14 protein-coding genes, 1 tRNA gene and 1 pseudogene are annotated in these 17,054 nt (G+C 51.2%); 4 read left to right on the top strand and 12 right to left on the bottom strand.

The window, feature by feature from the left end; all coding sequences use genetic code 11:
- Nucleotides 1-14: 14 nt before the first annotated feature.
- Nucleotides 15-650, bottom strand: coding sequence for a FlgO family outer membrane protein (locus tag HLG76_RS06685; protein WP_021023026.1), 636 nt, complete (start codon nt 648-650; stop codon nt 15-17).
- Nucleotides 651-861: 211 nt separating this feature from the next.
- On the opposite strand from HLG76_RS06685, the gene HLG76_RS06680 reads away from it, so the two are divergent.
- Nucleotides 862-1,995, top strand: a complete 1,134-nt coding sequence (locus HLG76_RS06680; RefSeq protein ID WP_175993327.1) for a flagella assembly protein FlgT — start codon at nt 862-864, stop codon at nt 1,993-1,995.
- A 50-nt stretch (nt 1,996-2,045) separates the two neighbouring features.
- Nucleotides 2,046-2,121, top strand: a tRNA-Arg gene (locus HLG76_RS06675).
- 3 nt (nt 2,122-2,124) lie between these two features.
- Here HLG76_RS06675 and HLG76_RS06670 read toward each other — a convergent pair.
- From HLG76_RS06670 to glyA, 9 genes are all read right to left on the bottom strand, one after another.
- Complete coding sequence (locus HLG76_RS06670) at nt 2,125-2,649, bottom strand: phosphatidylglycerophosphatase A (RefSeq protein ID WP_175993326.1); 525 nt, start codon at nt 2,647-2,649, stop codon at nt 2,125-2,127.
- On the bottom strand, nt 2,636-3,625 hold the full coding sequence (gene thiL / locus HLG76_RS06665; RefSeq protein ID WP_021023023.1) for a thiamine-phosphate kinase: 990 nt from the start codon (nt 3,623-3,625) through the stop codon (nt 2,636-2,638). Before thiL ends, HLG76_RS06670 begins: the two co-directional genes overlap by 14 nt.
- A 62-nt stretch (nt 3,626-3,687) precedes the next feature.
- Nucleotides 3,688-4,152 carry a transcription antitermination factor NusB gene (gene nusB, locus HLG76_RS06660; protein WP_021023022.1) on the bottom strand — a complete coding sequence of 155 codons (465 nt, stop codon included), beginning with the start codon at nt 4,150-4,152 and terminating at the stop codon, nt 3,688-3,690.
- On the bottom strand, nt 4,152-4,622 hold the full coding sequence (gene ribE, locus HLG76_RS06655; RefSeq protein WP_021023021.1) for a 6,7-dimethyl-8-ribityllumazine synthase: 471 nt from the start codon (nt 4,620-4,622) through the stop codon (nt 4,152-4,154). Before ribE ends, nusB begins: the two co-directional genes overlap by 1 nt.
- A gap of 122 nt (nt 4,623-4,744) precedes the next feature.
- Nucleotides 4,745-5,854: a bifunctional 3,4-dihydroxy-2-butanone-4-phosphate synthase/GTP cyclohydrolase II gene (gene ribBA, locus HLG76_RS06650; RefSeq protein WP_077460285.1), complete on the bottom strand. Its 1,110-nt coding sequence runs from the start codon at nt 5,852-5,854 to the stop codon at nt 4,745-4,747.
- 10 nt (nt 5,855-5,864) lie between these two features.
- Complete coding sequence (locus HLG76_RS06645) at nt 5,865-6,527, bottom strand: riboflavin synthase (RefSeq protein ID WP_077677139.1); 663 nt, start codon at nt 6,525-6,527, stop codon at nt 5,865-5,867.
- 4 nt (nt 6,528-6,531) lie between these two features.
- Nucleotides 6,532-7,662: a bifunctional diaminohydroxyphosphoribosylaminopyrimidine deaminase/5-amino-6-(5-phosphoribosylamino)uracil reductase RibD gene (gene ribD / locus HLG76_RS06640; RefSeq protein ID WP_175993325.1), complete on the bottom strand. Its 1,131-nt coding sequence runs from the start codon at nt 7,660-7,662 to the stop codon at nt 6,532-6,534.
- Nucleotides 7,659-8,108, bottom strand: a complete 450-nt coding sequence (gene nrdR / locus HLG76_RS06635; protein ID WP_021023017.1) for a transcriptional regulator NrdR — start codon at nt 8,106-8,108, stop codon at nt 7,659-7,661. Before nrdR ends, ribD begins: the two co-directional genes overlap by 4 nt.
- A gap of 172 nt (nt 8,109-8,280) precedes the next feature.
- Complete coding sequence (gene glyA, locus HLG76_RS06630) at nt 8,281-9,531, bottom strand: serine hydroxymethyltransferase (RefSeq protein ID WP_077460282.1); 1,251 nt, start codon at nt 9,529-9,531, stop codon at nt 8,281-8,283.
- A 552-nt stretch (nt 9,532-10,083) separates the two neighbouring features.
- Here glyA and HLG76_RS06625 point away from each other — a divergent pair.
- On the top strand, nt 10,084-10,701 hold the full coding sequence (locus HLG76_RS06625; protein WP_077460281.1) for a YitT family protein: 618 nt from the start codon (nt 10,084-10,086) through the stop codon (nt 10,699-10,701).
- A gap of 123 nt (nt 10,702-10,824) precedes the next feature.
- Here HLG76_RS06625 and glnB read toward each other — a convergent pair whose 3' ends face one another.
- Together glnB and purL are read right to left on the bottom strand one after the other, a co-directional pair.
- Nucleotides 10,825-11,163 (bottom strand): nitrogen regulatory protein P-II, encoded by a 339-nt coding sequence (gene glnB / locus HLG76_RS06620; protein WP_021023014.1) that lies wholly within the window; start codon nt 11,161-11,163, stop codon nt 10,825-10,827.
- A 147-nt stretch (nt 11,164-11,310) separates the two neighbouring features.
- Nucleotides 11,311-15,201, bottom strand: a complete 3,891-nt coding sequence (gene purL, locus HLG76_RS06615; RefSeq protein WP_175993324.1) for a phosphoribosylformylglycinamidine synthase — start codon at nt 15,199-15,201, stop codon at nt 11,311-11,313.
- A 339-nt stretch (nt 15,202-15,540) separates the two neighbouring features.
- On the opposite strand from purL, the pseudogene mltF reads away from it, so the two are divergent.
- A pseudogene (gene mltF, locus HLG76_RS06610) lies at nt 15,541-17,048 on the top strand (membrane-bound lytic murein transglycosylase MltF).
- The last annotated feature ends 6 nt before the right edge of the window (nt 17,049-17,054 follow it).

Below are 17,054 nucleotides of genomic sequence, written 5' to 3'. Positions count from 1 at the left end.
TACTCTTTCCTGTACTAAGGCTTTAGTACGACGGTTTCACGTTTCATGCGGTTTTGATCGTCACGAATAATCACACCATCACGTTTGCGCACCTTGTACAAGCTATCGATATCACGGCCAATCCGGTCCGCGGGTAAAAACCCTTGCGCTGAGGCGACAACCACACGCGACTCCATACCGATGACACGCGCATTGACGAGCACCCCACCGCCTTGACGCAGCATGGTGCCTGTTAATACATAGTCGATTTGCTGCTCAGGATCGAGCTCCTTCCAGTCACGGCTGATCGTGAAATCACCTTCTTCTGTGACCCGAATAGCGCCCGTTGACTTAAAGTCTACCACCGTAAAACCACGGCTTTGCATCTGGTAAATCAACCCTTCAGTGACAGTGTTTCCTAACCAGTTTGTTTCGCCCATATTTTGCAGATCGACAAACGAAGTCACGGCCAGCGGTGTGCGTGCCGTCAAATAAGCGTTGGTCGCTAAAAGTTCATCCGCCATGCTATTTAAAAAATAGTCGAGTGTGTGGCGTGGCCGCTGCTTAAGAAAAAACTCACTGCCTGAATACGGCTCTTTACCGTTATAAATAGGCGTATAAGCACAGCCCGTTACCAATAGCGCTACTATCGCCACTATCCACTTTTTCATCGTATCATGCTCCGCGCTCAGTCATCGATGTGAGACAAGTGTGTTATTTAGTGTATCGGTCAATGTCGTCAAACCTTTACCTTAGATTGCTCATTCTCATTTAGGAACACAACTTGCATCAGCGTCTTTGCGTCATCTTATTGGTAGGCCGTTACCCTACGCGTTAATAAAGTTAAAGCAATTTCCGTACCCACTAAGTGAGATCTTGACTATGAAAACCCTTTTGGCGCGGCTAACACTGGTTGTTAGCTTTGTTGTCACTCCGTTCACGCACGCTGCCTGGTATGAGGTATCCGCCAGTTCCCCGATACTCGAAAGCCAGCAAGCGGCGCGCGTGCGCGCACTCGAAGCGGCAACTTTTGACGCCATTCGTTTTGCGGGTGCCGATGTGGGGAGCCTTCAGCAGCTCAAACGTTTTTATACACAAGTAAAACCTGACTATCTCTTTAGCGGTAACGCGGTGCGCGAGGTGCAAGTGCTGGAGGAAGGCACGCAAGGTGGCAATTATGTGGTTAACCTGCGGCTAGATATCTACCCCTCGGCAAACGCTTGCCACAAAACCCAGTATAAAAAAGGCATAGTGTTAACCCGTTTCCCCATTATGTCGCCACAGCAGGCAGCGTTAGGTGGGATCTATCAATTCGGTGATGACTTTTCAGTGCTATTGAGCCGTGAAGTTAAACAGCATGCACAAAGTTTTGTGGGACGCGGGATCGCCAATGTTGATGTATCACCCAATATGCCAAACGCGATTACCATGCTGGCGGAAGACAAAGACGCGCAGTTTGTTGTGACAGGTGCGATCACCGACTTATCTGCCACCACGGATGATAGTGGCTTCGGTAAAGCTAAAAATAATCGACAATTAGCGGTCAATGTACAAGCGATGGACAGTGAGAGCGGGGAAGTGATCTTCCAACGCCGCTATCGTGATATCGCGCAATGGCCGTTTGAGCGACACAGCCAAGTCGATACGCAAACGGCACGGTTTTGGCAATCACCCTATGGGCAGATGGCGCGCCGGATGAGCCGAAATATTTTGTTGGATCTCGAGTCTTCACTGGCTTGCCGTGCCAGTAAGCCTAAAATAGTGTCATTAAATGACAATATTGCGCAAATTAATGTAGGCCGTGTGAATGGTGTGCAGCAAGGTGATCAATTAAACCTATGGCATGTCGCTTCTTTCACTGATGATTTAGGGATTGTACGCACCCAGCGCCGCAAAAGCGGTATCACCCTGACCGTGGCTCGCGTGTATGAGAGTAGTGCAGAAGCTGTGATTCAGCCTCAAACCTTAACCGGCAGCATTCAAATTGGCGATATAGTGACCAAAGGGCTTAACTAAATGAAAACAGGCGCTTAAATCGCGCCTGTTTTTACGTATAATGGCCGCACGCTCTCATAGCTCAACAGGATAGAGCAGTCGCCTCCTAAGCGATCGATCGGGGTTCGAGTCCCTGTGGGAGCGCCATCCTTACTGCATGATTAATACTGAATGAGTCATGCTAAAAAGCGTAGGCATGTAGGTCATTAAGAGCCACAAGCTTAGCATCGCCATCACCCCGGCGAGAATATCATCCACCATGATGCCGATACCGCCATGAACATGTTTGTCTAACCAGCTGATTGGCCAAGGCTTTGCCATATCGAAAAGGCGGAATAAAATAAAGCCAGCCAATACCGTTTTCCAATCTGTTGTGGGGACAAGCGCCATCGTCAACCAGAAGCCGACAAACTCATCCCAAACAATCGCACCATGATCATGGACTTGCATGTCTTTAGACGCACGCCCACAGATGGCAATCCCTGCGATGCCGCCAACAATAATGGCGCTCCAAAGCCCAACAATCCCACCAAAAGTGACCAGCGCCCAATAAAACGGAATCGCAACTAACGTACCGACTGTGCCGGGCATTATCGGCGATAAGCCACCGCCAAACCCGAGCGCCAATAAGTGGATAGGATTAGACAACGATAAACGGTGTTTAGGATCCGTCACAATTTGACTCCTTAAAATGATCCCAACCTGTCAGCGTCCAATCAAGTGGCTGACCTTGTGAAACTAACTCAAGCGCACGGTGGCCATTAATTTGGCCAATACGCTGCACCTTAGTGCCACTGTGTTTTAATGCTGTATCAAGTGTGCCACGATGCATTTCTGGGACAGTAAAGCAAAGTTCATATTCCTCGCCACTCGTCAGGGCCATTTTTTGTGCGGCTGTTTCGCTATCAACCTCTGCGAGTAAACGTTCAGAAATCGGTAGCCGTGTGACCTCAATTTGCGCCCCGACATCACTGGCTTGGAGAATATGGGTTAAATCTGCATACAAACCATCAGAGATATCGATAGCAGCCGAAGCAATGCCCCGCAGTGCCTGCCCGGCAGCTACGCGCGGTTGAGCGCGATAATGATGGTTAATCAAGCGATTAGCACGCGCCTCATCAACGATGGGTTTGCCAAGCACATAAGCAAGCCCTGCCTGGCTTTCACCTAGCGATCCCGTTACATAGATCCAGTCGCCAGGTTTGGCGCCTGAACGCGTCAGTGCCTGCCCTTTAGGCACGTGGCCATGCAACGTCATGGTAATGCTTCTTGGACCTCGCGTGGTATCGCCCCCGATTAACTGAACCTGAAAGTGTTCAGCCAAAGCAGAAAATCCCTGACAAAAACCGGCCACCCAGGCTTCATCAGAATCGGGCAAGGTTAGAGCGAGCGAGCACCAAGCTGGCATCGCACCCATTGCGGCAAGATCACTTAAGTTAGAGGCTAAGGCTTTGTGAGCAACGTCGGATGCCTTGGCGGAAGGAAGAAAATGCGTGCCCTCGACTAATGTATCTGTGGTGACCACGAGTTGGCAGCCGTCTGGCACCTCAGTGATCGCACAATCATCGCCAATGCCTAGGGCGACATCTCGACGGTTAACCGGTTGACGTGCGAAATAATCGCGAATCAAATCAAATTCGTTGCGCGTCATAAAAACTATTTATCGGATTAGATCAATAAAAAGGCCAGCATGGCTGGCCTAGTAAGGAGGGATTAACGTAACCGAGGATACGCTTTATCCAAGACACCATTAACGAATTTATGGCTGTCTTCCGCACCAAAGCGTTTAGCCAACTCAATGGCTTCATTGATGACCACTTTATAAGGGACATCATCGCATTTGATCAGCTCATACATCGCAAGACGCAATAAGGCGTGCTCCATGTCGTCAAGATCTTGTAATGGACGAGACAAATACGGACGCATCTTGCTATCAAGTTCTTGATGGCTGAGCGCAACACCACTGAACAGCGTACGAAAATACGCAACATCTGTTTCCGGATCGCGAAGAAGTGGCTCTGTTTTCTGGTGCTCATCTTCTTCTTCGTATTTATCTGCGGCCAAAAACTGCGCTTCAATATCAGCGACATTCCCTTTTGCGATTTGCCATGTGTAAATGGCTTGCAATGCAAATTGGCGAGCATTACGCCGTGCGGCTGGTTTCACTTTAACCCCCATTAGGATTCAATCTGGGACAGAACATTCACCATTTCAAGCGCGCTCAGTGCAGCCTCTGCCCCTTTATTACCAGCCTTGGTACCTGCGCGTTCGATCGCTTGCTCAATGGTGTCTACCGTCAGCACACCAAAAGCAACTGGGGTTTCATACTCCAGCGCTACTTGTGCCAACCCTTTGTTACATTCTCCGGCAACATAGTCAAAATGCGGTGTGCCGCCGCGGATCACTGAGCCTAGCGCGACAATCGCATCATAACGACCGCTTTTCGCCAACTTTTGGGTCACCACAGGCAACTCGTAAGCACCGGGACAACGGACCACGGTAATATTATCGTCGTTGACTTGGCCTTGGCGCTTCAGTGCGTCAACCGCACCATCTAGCAAACTCTCATTAATAAAGCTATTAAAGCGAGAGATAACAATAGCAACCTGCGCATTGGGCGCGGCAAATGCACCTTCGATTACGTTCATGAGCCTTCCTGTGACTTGCTTTCCGGAATGAGAAACCGCGCGATTCTAGCATACTTTTTACCATTGACACCATGCTCAGTGTCTTGGGAAAAGCGCCCGAGCCTCATCGTTTCTCTCAGTATTTATTCGGTCACGTATTCAACCACGTTCAGACCAAAGCCTGACAGGGCGTGATAACGCTTTGTCGATGAAGAGAGCAAACGCATTTGTTTCACGCCCAGATCGGCTAATATTTGTGATCCAATTCCGACTCGGCGTGACGTGCCCTGCCATTTGGCACCTGCTGGTTTCTCACCTTTATCTTGCGCTTCAAACGCTTTGACTTTACTGATAATGGAATCAGGCGTCTCTTCTTTCCCCAAAATAACCAACACACCGCCTTCTTCACTGATGCGCTTCATCGCACGAGTCAGCCCCCAGCTGCGCTCAGCAGTACGATCGGAGCGAAGTAAATCGGTAAACGTATCTTGCAGATGAACCCTTACCAATGTCGGATCGGTGCTAATCTCGCCTTTACGCATCGCGTAGTGAATTTGGTTATCAATGGTATCCCGGTAGGTTACCAGATCAAACTCACCAAATTCGGTCGGCAGAGTACAGGCAGCAACACGCTCGATGGTCGTTTCGTTTAAATTACGATACTCAATTAGATCGGCAATGGTGCCAAGTTTAATACCATGCTTGTCACAAAACACTTCTAAGTCAGGACGACGCGCCATGGTGCCGTCTTCATTTAAGATCTCAACAATCACCGAGGAAGGGTTAAAACCGCCTAGGCGCGCCAGATCACAGCCCGCTTCTGTATGACCTGCGCGAGTCAGTACACCGCCCTCTTGCGCCATGAGCGGAAAAACATGCCCAGGCTGTACTAAGTCGGCGGCTTTGGCATCTGACGCCACCGCCGCTTGCACGGTGCGCGCGCGGTCGGCCGCCGAAATGCCAGTGGTCACGCCTTCGGCCGCTTCAATTGATACCGTAAAGGCGGTGGAAAACTGCGCATTGTTATCTGACACCATCAAGGGCAATCCAAGTTGCAGACAGCGCTGTTGAGTCAGCGTTAAACAAATCAAACCACGCCCGTGGGTCGCCATAAAATTGATCGCTTCTGGCGTAATGGCTTCTGCTGCAATGATCAAGTCGCCTTCATTTTCGCGATCTTCGTCATCCATCAATACCACCATCTTACCTTGGCGGATATCATCAATGATTTCTTGGGCGCTACTAATTGCCATCTTGGATTCCTTATTTCAAAAAACCGGAACGGGCGAGCGTTTCAAGACTCACGCCCGTTGATTGTGTCGGTTCAGCCGCTTTGTCTCCGAGCATCAATCGCTCAAGGTAACGGGCGATGACATCGACTTCAATGTTCACCTTACGCCCCGAAGCAAAGTGCTGAATTGTCGTTTGTTCAGCCGTATGCGGTACGATAGTGAGCTTAAACGCACTGCCATTGACGTCGTTCACCGTCAGGCTAATCCCATCCACCGTAATCGATCCTTTCAACGCCACATACTTGGCAAGTTCAGGCGGTAATGCAATCCAGTACTCCCATGCACGCCCCGTTTGACTCACTGACGTCACTTCCCCTAGGCCATCCACATGCCCAGAGACCATGTGTCCGCCAAAACGCGTAGTCGGCAACATCGCCTTTTCCAGGTTGACGTTATCGCCAACAGACAAGATCCCGAGTGATGAACGCGCCAGCGTTTCTGACGACACATCGGCGCTATAACCGGTTGCGGTCAATGCAACCACGGTTAAACACACCCCATTGGTGGCGATGCTGTCGCCCAGTTTGACATCCGAGAGGTCGAGGGCACCACTCTCTATGGTGAGGGTCATGTCTTGGCCACGGCGAGTCAGCTTTTGAATTCGGCCCACCGCTTCGATAATTCCAGTAAACATCGTATTAATACTCTTGCGTGATGACCGCATGCTCCGAGAGCGTTGCGATTAGGCGAACATCGTCACCGATAGGCGTCACTTGATTAAAATGAAAACGCGGTACGTCATCCATACGTTGCAACCCGTCTAAAGCAATCAGCGGGCGGCTATCTGCCCCCAGCAATACCGGCGCTTGATAAACAATCAGCTCATCCACTAACGACTCAGTTAATAACTGATTCGCCAGCCTCGCGCCTGCTTCTACCCAAACCTTATCGATATCATGTTGTGCCAATGCGTGAAGGATAGCGCTGAGCGAAGCGTCGGGCATGACCCATTCGTGGACGTTATCCGGCCATATCTGACTACTTGGCATATCGACAATTCGGATCACCTCGCCCTCAAGCTGATAGACGGTCGCTTCAGGTGACGTTTTATTATGTTTATCCAAGATCACGCGCGTCGGCTGGCGCAGTACTGATTGCGGGTAATGGTCGAGGATCTCAGTTGCAAGCTGGCTACGACGTATATTTAGGCTGGGGTTATCGGCTAATACCGTGGCGCTGGTCGATAAAATAGCGCTCGCTTGGGCGCGAAATGTCTGCACATCGGCGCGCGCTGGTTCACCCGTGATCCATTTACTTTGACCATTTGCCAAGGCGGTGCGCCCATCAAGACTGCCCGCCAGTTTGAGCTGAACATAGGGCATTTGGGTTTGCATACGTTTAATAAAACCAGGATTCAGCGCTTTGGCCTGCTCAGCCATCACACCGACCACGACCTCAATACCGGCTTGTTGTAACCGCGCGAGACCGCGCCCTGCCACTTTAGGATTAGGGTCTTGCATCGCACAGACAACACGCGTGACCTTGGCGGCAACCAACGCATCACAACACGGCGGCGTGCGACCATAATGAGAGCAAGGCTCTAAGGTGACATAAGCCGTCGCGCCCACCGCGCATTCCCCCGCTGCTTTTAAGGCGTGAACTTCGGCGTGTGGACCACCTGGAGCAATGTGAAACCCCTCACCCACAATGTCATCACCGTGAGCAATCACACAGCCGACATTGGGGTTAGGTGTGGTGGTAAAGCGACCTTGGGCCGCAAGCGCTAATGCGCGCGCCATCATCATTTGATCTTGGTGGCTAGTTGTCATTTTTGTAACCGTGCAATCTCTTCACCAAATTCGCGAATATCTTCAAAGCTATGGTAAACAGAGGCAAAACGGATATAAGCCACCTTATCAAGCTCCTTCAGTGCTTCCATGACCAAGTTGCCAACCATGGCTGATCCTATTTCTCGCTCACCCGTCGCTCGCAAACGCGACTTAATGCTATTTATCGACTTTTCGATATCATCCGTACTGACAGGACGCTTCTCCAACGCACGTTGAATACCGCCCCGCAATTTATCTTCGTCAAAGGGCTCTCGATTACCGTTGGTTTTGATCACCCGTGGCATGACTAATTCCGCTGTTTCAAACGTCGTATATCGCTCAGCGCACGCCAAACACTGGCGACGACGGCGAACTTGATGGCCATCAGCCACGAGTCGAGAATCGATCACTTTGGTGTCGGTAGCACCACAGAATGGACAGTGCATGCGCGTCGTCTCCTCAATATTGTCCTGCTAGTGTAACCGATTTGCGAGGATGAAAAAGCCTCTCTAAGGAGACGGAGTACGGGTTTTGTGTCTCAACTAGACTTCGTTCTCAGATAAATATAAAAAAGGCGCCCATAGGCGCCCATCTTTTTAGATAATCTGTATTGCTTTATTAAGCATATACCGGCAAACGACGGCAGATGGCTTGGACCTTCTCTTTGGTCTCTGCAATCACTTGCTCATTGTTGATGTTATCAAGCACATCACACATCCAATGCGCGAGTTGTTCGGCGTCTTGCTCGGTAAAGCCACGACGTGTAATCGCTGGCGTCCCCACACGAATACCGGAGGTGACAAACGGGCTACGTGGATCGTTCGGTACACTGTTTTTGTTTACTGTGATGTTAGCGGCACCTAACGCGGCATCGGCTTCTTTCCCAGTAATGTCTTTATCAATTAAATCAACCAACAACAGGTGGTTGTCAGTGGAATCCGATACGATTTTATAACCGCGAGCTTGGAACCCTTTCACCATCGCACGTGCGTTATCAATCACGCGCGCTTGATAGGCTTTGAACTCTGGCTCCATCGCCTCTTTAAACGCGACGGCTTTACCCGCAATCACGTGCATCAATGGGCCGCCTTGGCCGCCAGGGAACACCGCAGAGTTGAGCTTTTTATAAATATCTTCACCGGCATTTGATAAGATCAAACCACCACGCGGACCTGCAAGGGTTTTGTGCGTCGTCGTCGTGACCACATGTGCGTAAGGCAGTGGATCGGGATAAACACCAGCGGCAATTAAGCCAGCCACGTGTGCCATATCCACCAAGAACCAAGCCCCGACTTTATCTGCAATCTCACGCATGCGTTTCCAATCAACCACTTGTGAGTATGCAGAAAACCCGCCAATGATCATTTTTGGCTTATGCTCGAGTGCAAGCTGCTCCATTTGCTCGTAATCGATTTTACCGGCTTCATCGATACCGTAAGGGATCACATGATAATGCTTGCCGGAAAAGTTAACTGGCGAACCATGGGTTAAGTGACCACCATGCGCCAAGCTCATACCCAGTACCGTATCACCTGGGTTTAGCAGCGCCATGTAGACCGCGCTATTCGCCTGTGAGCCAGAGTGCGGCTGAACATTGGCATACTCACAGCCAAAGAGTTGACAAGCACGCTCAATCGCCAAGGCTTCGGCTTTATCCACGTATTCACAGCCGCCGTAATACCGTTTACCAGGGTAGCCTTCCGCGTATTTATTGGTCAGTTGAGAGCCTTGCGCTTCCATCACGCGCGGGCTGGTATAGTTTTCTGACGCAATCAGTTCAATGTGTTCTTCTTGACGCGTACTTTCTTCTTCCATCGCCGCAAACAGCGCTGGGTCATAATCCGCGATATTCATGTCACGCTTTAGCATTGGTCTCTCCTGACTTAACATTGGCGGGCAATCACCCATAAAGCGAACGCTAGGATCCGATAGGCCACCTAGCAACAATTAGTCTCGGTGTGATGTTTTAGATCACGCCTTGGCTTAATCGCTTTCACCTTCGAATCAAAGCGATTAAGCCAAGGCAACATCAAACGTTTGACTCACTTACGCAAACGTTTTCGTTACCGCCATGACTGCGTTTGCTATTCTACAAAAATTCCCTTCAATCAGGTAGCCTGGGGGATGATTTTTTTATTTAAAACCTGGCTGTTTTGGCTTGTATCACGGCGCAGCAGCACGCTATCCACTGTAAACACTTTACAGCGGAGTATCATAATAATGACAATCAAGACGCAGGTTATTTACGTTGTCGACTGTTTCCCAAGACTCATTGGCGATAGAATGCGCGCCCGCACCCGCAGGCACTCGTCGCCAGTGCCCATTAACCTTTTTTAACCGCCAGCCTATTGGGTTTTGGCGGGGCTTTTGTTGCTAACACGTTTTTGTTTTTATCACGCTAATTAAGTAGGGAGAAGCCGTGTGAGCCAGTATCAACACAGCTTTAAAGAAGACATTATTGCTATCGCCTCGGGCGCGTTTTTAGTCGCCCAGGGGGTATTTTTCTTGCAACAGGCCGGACTCTTAACCGGGGGGACCACAGGCCTGGCGTTATTAGTCAGCCAATTTACCGACCTATCGTTCGGTACTTTGTATTTTCTTTGCAATTGCCCGTTTTATGTAATGGCTTGGTTTCGTATGAGTCCGCGATTTGCATTACGCAGTTTACTTGCCGGTGGCGCCGTATCGGTGATGGCTGATCATATTGCCTACTTTTTTCAAATCACTTGGCTGGCCCCCGCCTACTGTGCGGTGATTGGTGGACTATTGATGGGCGTCGGTATGTTAATGATTTTCCGCCATAATGCCAGCTTAGGCGGTTTTAACGTACTGGTGCTCTATTGTCAGGACAAGTTTGGGATCTCGGCAGGAAAGCTACAAATGGGCATCGACTGCACCATTCTCGCGTTATCTTTCTTCCTTATCGATCTGAACCTGCTGATGTGGTCTGTGGCCGGTGCGATTGTACTCAATTTAGTGTTAGCGATGAACCACAAACCGGGACGCTATCAAGCGCATCCGGCCAATCGTGGCGCGTAGACAGTATCTACACCGAGCATACGCTATCTACACCGTGAATACAGTATCTACACCGTAAATACAATAAAGCCAAGCATTACGCTTGGCTTTTTATTACTTGCCGTATTGGTCTAACCCGTGAAATTAAATCGCTTCTTCGTCTTCTTCGCCGGTACGGATACGCACCACACGCTCAACGTCAAAGACAAAGATTTTACCATCACCAATTTTGCCGGTTTGCGCGGTCTCAATAATGGTATCGACACATTGCTCAGCAACATCGTTAGACACCACTACCTCCAATTTCACCTTAGGCAGAAAGTCCACCATGTATTCGGCACCACGATATAGTTCAGTGTGGCCTTTTTGACGACCAAAACCCTTTACCTCTGAGACGGTCATCCCTGTAATCCCGACGTCTGCCAGCGCTTCGCGTACGTCATCGAGTTTGAATGGCTTGATGATGGCTTCAATTTTTTTCATTCCGTTATCCTTCTCGTTGGCCGCAGCCGGTCCTGATGGATCAGTTGTTTAGCTGAAATTGTATCGCAGCAGGATAAAAAATCATCCATCGATTCTCGCATATCACCAAAAAGCCGCCAAAGTGTGGCGGCTTTATTGGTACGGTGCTTACCCTAGAGTAACCCGCGCGTTGCGGAACATCCGCATCCACGCACTATCTTCACCCCAATCATCTGGGTGCCAAGAGTTAGCGACAGTACGGAATACCCGCTCAGGGTGCGGCATCATAATGGTCACACGGCCCGACTCGGTAGTCAGCGCGGTAATGCCATTTGGTGAGCCATTCGGGTTGGCAGGATACGCTTGTGTTGGCTGGCCGTGATTATCGGTGTAACGCAGCGCTATCGTGCCTGACGCCTCAATCGCCGCCAAGTGCTCAGCATCGCGCACTTCTACCCGTCCTTCACCATGCGATACCGCAATGGGCATCCGTGACCCTGCCATCCCGGCAAAAAAGGCGGATGGGCTTGATTGCACTTCCACCATGCTAAAGCGGGCTTCAAAGCGCTCGGACTCATTGCGAACAAATCGTGGCCAGTGTGCAGCCCCTGGGATCAGTTCATGCAGGTTCGATAGCATCTGGCAGCCATTACACACCCCAAGTGCTAGCGTGTCTTCACGGCCAAAGAAGGCACTAAATTGGTCGCGCGCACGGCTATTAAACAGAATGGATTTCGCCCAACCTTCACCAGCGCCTAACACGTCACCGTAAGAGAAACCGCCACAGGCCACCAGCCCTTGGAAACCGTCCAAACTAACGCGTCCTGAGAGAATGTCACTCATATGAACGTCCACGGCGTTAAATCCAGCGCGATCGAAGGCGGCGGCCATTTCCACATGCGAATTCACGCCTTGCTCACGCAAAATAGCCATGGTCGGTTGTTGACCGGTCGCGATATATGGCGCAGCAACATCTTCGTGCACATCAAAGCTCAGACTAGCGTGCAACCCAGGATCGGCCGCCTGTTTGGCGTCAAACTCTTGGCGTGCACAGTCCGGATTATCGCGTCGCGCTTGCATTTGATAGGTGGTTTCAGCCCAAATCTGACGTAAGTGCTGGCGACTGGCTTGATAGATAGGTGCCTCACCGTGACGCACGATAATCTCATCGCTATCACTTAGGCCGCCAATCAGGTGACTGCATGCGGTTAATTGATGTTCATCCAACACCGCATTAACACGCTCGAGATCTTGCGTCGCCACTTGGATCACCGCGCCCAGCTCTTCGTTAAACAACACCGACAAGGCATCGTCGCCTAAACGGGCGATGTCCACGTCAATACCGGTGTGACCGGCAAAGGCCATTTCAGCCAAGGTAACGAATAGCCCGCCATCGGCTCGGTCGTGATACGCCAGCAGTTTTTGCTCTGCCACCAAGGTTTGCATCGCATTGAAAAAGCCTTTTAGGCGGGCGCTGTTGGTGACATCGGCAGGCTTATCGCCCAATTGATGATACACCTGAGCCAGCGCGGTTGCGCCCAGACGCTGCGCGCCTTCACCAAGATCAATCGCAATCAGGTGGCTGTCACCTTTATCGCTACGCAATTGTGGGGTCACGGTACGACGCACATCTTCCACGCGGCCAAAGGCGGTGATGATCAGCGACATCGGTGCCGTCACCGTTTTGTTTTCACCGTCTTGCTGCCACTGAGTTTTCATCGACATCGAATCTTTACCCACCGGAATGGTCAGTGATAGCTCAGGACACAGCTCCTCACCCACGGCTTTGACCGCTTCGTACAAGCCAGCATCTTCGCCCGGGTGACCCGCCGCGGACATCCAGTTGGCAGACAGTTTAATGTTGGTCAGACTGCCAATATCGGCACAGGCGATATTGGTCAACGCTTCACCCACTGCCATACGGGCAGAGGCAGCAAAATCGAGCAAGGCGGACGGGGTACGTTCGCCCATCGCCATCGCTTCGCCGTGATAACTGTCATAACTGGCCGCCGTCACCGCACAGTTCGCCACCGGCACTTGCCACGGGCCAACCATTTGGTCACGCGCAACCAATCCGGTCACCGAGCGGTCGCCGATGGTGATCAAGAAGGTTTTCTCCGCCACTGCTGGCAAGCGTAAAACACGCTCGCAGGCTTGTGCCAGTTCAATGCCTTGGGTGTTTAGCGCGGTACCTGTCACTTGTTGGCGTGTAACGTCACGGTGCATTTTGGGCGCTTTACCCAGCAGAATATCCATCGGCATATCGATAGGGCTATTACCGAAGTGGCTATCTTCAAGCGACAGGTGACGCGCGTCGGTGGCATCACCAATGACTGCGTACGGGGCGCGTTCACGCTCGCACAAGGCTTCGAAAAGCGCCAGGTTTTCGGGTTTGACCGCCAAGACGTAACGCTCTTGTGACTCGTTACACCAAATGGCGAGCGGGCTCATTCCCGGCTCATCATTCGGAATATCACGTAAGTTAAAACACCCGCCGCGGCCGCCATCATCAACCAGCTCTGGCATCGCATTTGAAAGGCCACCCGCGCCCACATCGTGGATAAAGGCAATTGGGTTATCCTCGCCAAGCTGCCAGCAGCGATCAATCACCTCTTGGCAACGGCGTTCCATTTCTGGATTCTCACGTTGTACCGAGGCAAAGTCCAAGTCTTCCGCCGACTGGCCGGATGCCATCGACGATGCTGCTCCGCCACCAAGGCCGATGTTCATCGCCGGGCCACCTAACACAATCAGTTTGGCCCCCACGTCAATCTCACTTTTTTGCACATGGCCATCGCGGATGTTGCCCATTCCGCCTGCGAGCATGATCGGCTTGTGATAGCCGCGCACTTCCTCACCGGCATGCGAGGTCACTGATTGCTCATAGGTACGGAAGTAGCCCAGCAAGTTAGGACGGCCAAATTCGTTATTAAACGCCGCACCGCCTAGCGGGCCTTCCAGCATAATATCGAGCGCAGTGGCAATGCGCTCAGGCTTGCCATAGTCTCGCTCCCACGGCTGAATAAAGCCCGGGATTTTCAGATTAGAGACGGAAAAACCGACCAACCCTGCTTTGGGTTTACCGCCGACACCGGTCGCACCCTCGTCACGAATCTCACCGCCAGAGCCGGTCGCGGCCCCTGGCCACGGTGAAATCGCGGTGGGGTGGTTGTGGGTTTCCACCTTCATCAAAATATGGGCGGGTTCATGGTGATACTGATAGCTGTGGCTCTCTGGCGTCGGGAAAAAGCGCCCAACGTTTGAGCCCGTCATTACGGCTGCGTTGTCTTTATACGCCGACAGCACGTTATCTGGGGTTTGCTCATAGGTGTTTTTGATCATCTTAAACAGCGATTTAGGCTGCTTTTCACCATCAATGGTCCAGTCGGCGTTAAAGATTTTGTGGCGGCAATGCTCTGAGTTGGCTTGCGCAAACATCATCAGTTCGATGTCGTTGGGGTTACGCCCCAGCTGGGTAAAGTTCTCAACTAGATAGTCAATTTCGTCTTCTGCCAGAGCCAATCCTAAGACTTGGTTCGCCTCAGTCAAAGCGGCTCGACCACCCACGAGAATGTCCACGCTGTGCATCGGCGCAGGTTCCGCTTGTTCAAACAGCACCTCAGCGGCCTCAAGCTCACTAAATACCGTTTCCATCATCCGATCGTGCAACAACCCGATTAAGGTTGCGTGTTGCTCATCAGTTAATGGCGCAGAGAGTTGAATATAGTACGCGGTACCACGCTCTAAACGTTTCACCGCGTCCAACCCGCAATTATCGGCAATATCGGTTGCCTTGGATGACCACGGCGACAAGGTGCCGGGACGAGGCGTAACGAGAAACAGCGTCCCTTCAGGTGCGTGCGGCGGTAAAGTGGGTCCGTAAGTCAGCAGCTTTTCGAGCTTCTCGCGACTCGCGCTATCCAAAGGGTGATGCAAATCAGCGAAATGAATAAACTCAGCATACAGTGCCGTGACCGGTAACTGATGCGCTTGGCAGCTGGCCAGTAGTTTATTGACACGAAACTCAGACAGTGCGGGGGAACCACGCAAAATATCCATGTGCGTACGTCTCTCGTTAGCGGTAAATGAAAGGGTATACCCAAATTGACGCATCCTGGCACGATAACTTGGGTATCACCACGCTCTTGACCGCAGTGGTTTGAACACGCAAAAATGCGTTTTCGCTGGCCTTTTAAGCAGACGGCGGCCATTATAGGGCAAAATCCTTAGCGACAACACACCTGACGCAACCGTTTGCGCAAAAAATTTTCCCTCTATCCGTATCCAACCTATTCACGTAGAATGTGGCGTCTATCGATCATCGCTAGCACTACCACGCTAGCCAGCAACTGCGAGCGACAGCCTTTGATACAGCGTGACTTTTCTCTGAAATCATGGATGACTAGCCTTGTCGTGCTGGTAGTTAGCCTGGTATTAACGGGGTGTGATTGGCACTTCGACGATCGCACCGTACTGGAAAAATCCGCGACCGCGGCGTGCTAAGAGTCGGAACGCTCAATAACGAACTTTCTTATTACATTGGTCCTGATGGCCCGACCGGGCTGGATTACGAACTTGCATCACGTTTTGCTGACAAGCTTGGCGTAAAGCTGGAAATGGTGCCGACCTATACGTTATCCGGCCTCTTTCCTGCATTAGAGCGCGGTGATGTCGATTTAATTGCTGCAGGACTCACCATTACCGACCAACGCTTGGCCCAATTTCGCCCCGGCCCCGCCTACTATTTTGTCAGCCAACAAGTGGTGTATAAAAAGGGACATTGGCGCCCTCGCGATGTTGGCGATTTTAACCGCGAGAACGCGGTAATGGCGGTAGTGGAAGGTTCGAGTCACGATCTCACCTTACAATCGCTTAAAAACGATCACCCCGATTTAAGCTGGAAAGTTGTGCAAGACGCCGACGACGATGAACTGCTTAAACAGGTTGCAGACGGTGATATCGATTTTACCATTGCCGACTCCGTCGATATTGCCTTAATGCAACGCACCCAACCTGATATTGCCGTCGCCATGGCGCTGAGTGAAGATGAGCCCGTCGCCTGGTTTATGAAAAAGCAGGGCGACAGCAGCGCCTATGCCCTAATGGTGAATTTTTTTGGTGAGCTGAACCAAACCGGTGAATTGGCAATTTTAGAAGAAAAGTATTTTGGCCACGTGAATCAATTTGATTACGTCGATACCCGCGCATTTTTGCGCGCCATAGAAAGCAAACTCCCGCAGTGGGAGCCCCTTTTCAAAAAGCATGCGAACGATTTTGATTGGCGCCTGCTTGCCGCCTTGTCGTATCAAGAATCGCACTGGAACCCACGCGCCATATCTCCCACAGGGGTACGTGGGATGATGATGCTGACGTTACCGACCGCTAAATCCGTCGGCGTGCGCAACCGTCTGGATCCCGAACAAAGCATCAAAGGCGGCTCACTCTACCTGCAGCGTATGCTCGACCGGATTCCCGACAGTGTTAACCCACACGAGCGGATTTGGTTTGCTTTCGCCTCTTACAACATTGGCTTTGGTCATATGATGGATGCACGGCGACTTACTGAAGCGCAAGGTGCCAATCCTAACTCGTGGAGTGATGTGAAACAGCGACTTCCCTTGCTCGCTAAGCGCCAATATTACACGCAAACGCGATACGGCTATGCACGTGGCTATGAAGCGCTAAGCTATGTTGAGAATATTCGCCGTTATTATCAGAGTATTCTAGGCTATGAAAAAGCACATATAGAGTCGCTGGACAGTCAGCAAGTCGAATCGCTCGGTGGGCTGCAAACCATCATTGCGCCCGAGCCATCCTCCGAGCAAGTTGCTGAACCAGCGCCGGATACTACGCCAGAGGGCTCTGAACAAAACCCAATATCGCAATCAGAAAAGCAACCACAATGAGGATCC

This window comes from Salinivibrio sp. EAGSL, from assembly GCF_013366455.1.
Taxonomy (GTDB): domain Bacteria; phylum Pseudomonadota; class Gammaproteobacteria; order Enterobacterales; family Vibrionaceae; genus Salinivibrio; species Salinivibrio costicola.
The sequence above is the reverse complement of the archived record's forward strand: the minus strand, read 5'-3'. Positions and strand labels throughout refer to the sequence as shown.

Bases quoted from the DNA above. Each gene is read 5' to 3' on its own strand.
- HLG76_RS06685 (WP_021023026.1), bottom strand. From the start codon at position 650: ATGAAAAAGTGGATAGTGGCGATAGTAGCGCTATTGGTAACGGGCTGT.
- HLG76_RS06680 (WP_175993327.1), top strand. From the start codon at position 862: ATGAAAACCCTTTTGGCGCGGCTAACACTGGTTGTTAGCTTTGTTGTC.
- thiL (WP_021023023.1), bottom strand. From the start codon at position 3,625: ATGACGCGCAACGAATTTGATTTGATTCGCGATTATTTCGCACGTCAA.
- nusB (WP_021023022.1), bottom strand. From the start codon at position 4,152: ATGGGGGTTAAAGTGAAACCAGCCGCACGGCGTAATGCTCGCCAATTT.
- ribE (WP_021023021.1), bottom strand. From the start codon at position 4,622: ATGAACGTAATCGAAGGTGCATTTGCCGCGCCCAATGCGCAGGTTGCT.
- ribBA (WP_077460285.1), bottom strand. From the start codon at position 5,854: ATGGCAATTAGTAGCGCCCAAGAAATCATTGATGATATCCGCCAAGGT.
- HLG76_RS06645 (WP_077677139.1), bottom strand. From the start codon at position 6,527: ATGTTTACTGGAATTATCGAAGCGGTGGGCCGAATTCAAAAGCTGACT.
- ribD (WP_175993325.1), bottom strand. From the start codon at position 7,662: ATGACAACTAGCCACCAAGATCAAATGATGATGGCGCGCGCATTAGCG.
- nrdR (WP_021023017.1), bottom strand. From the start codon at position 8,108: ATGCACTGTCCATTCTGTGGTGCTACCGACACCAAAGTGATCGATTCT.
- glyA (WP_077460282.1), bottom strand. From the start codon at position 9,531: ATGCTAAAGCGTGACATGAATATCGCGGATTATGACCCAGCGCTGTTT.
- glnB (WP_021023014.1), bottom strand. From the start codon at position 11,163: ATGAAAAAAATTGAAGCCATCATCAAGCCATTCAAACTCGATGACGTA.
- purL (WP_175993324.1), bottom strand. From the start codon at position 15,201: ATGGATATTTTGCGTGGTTCCCCCGCACTGTCTGAGTTTCGTGTCAAT.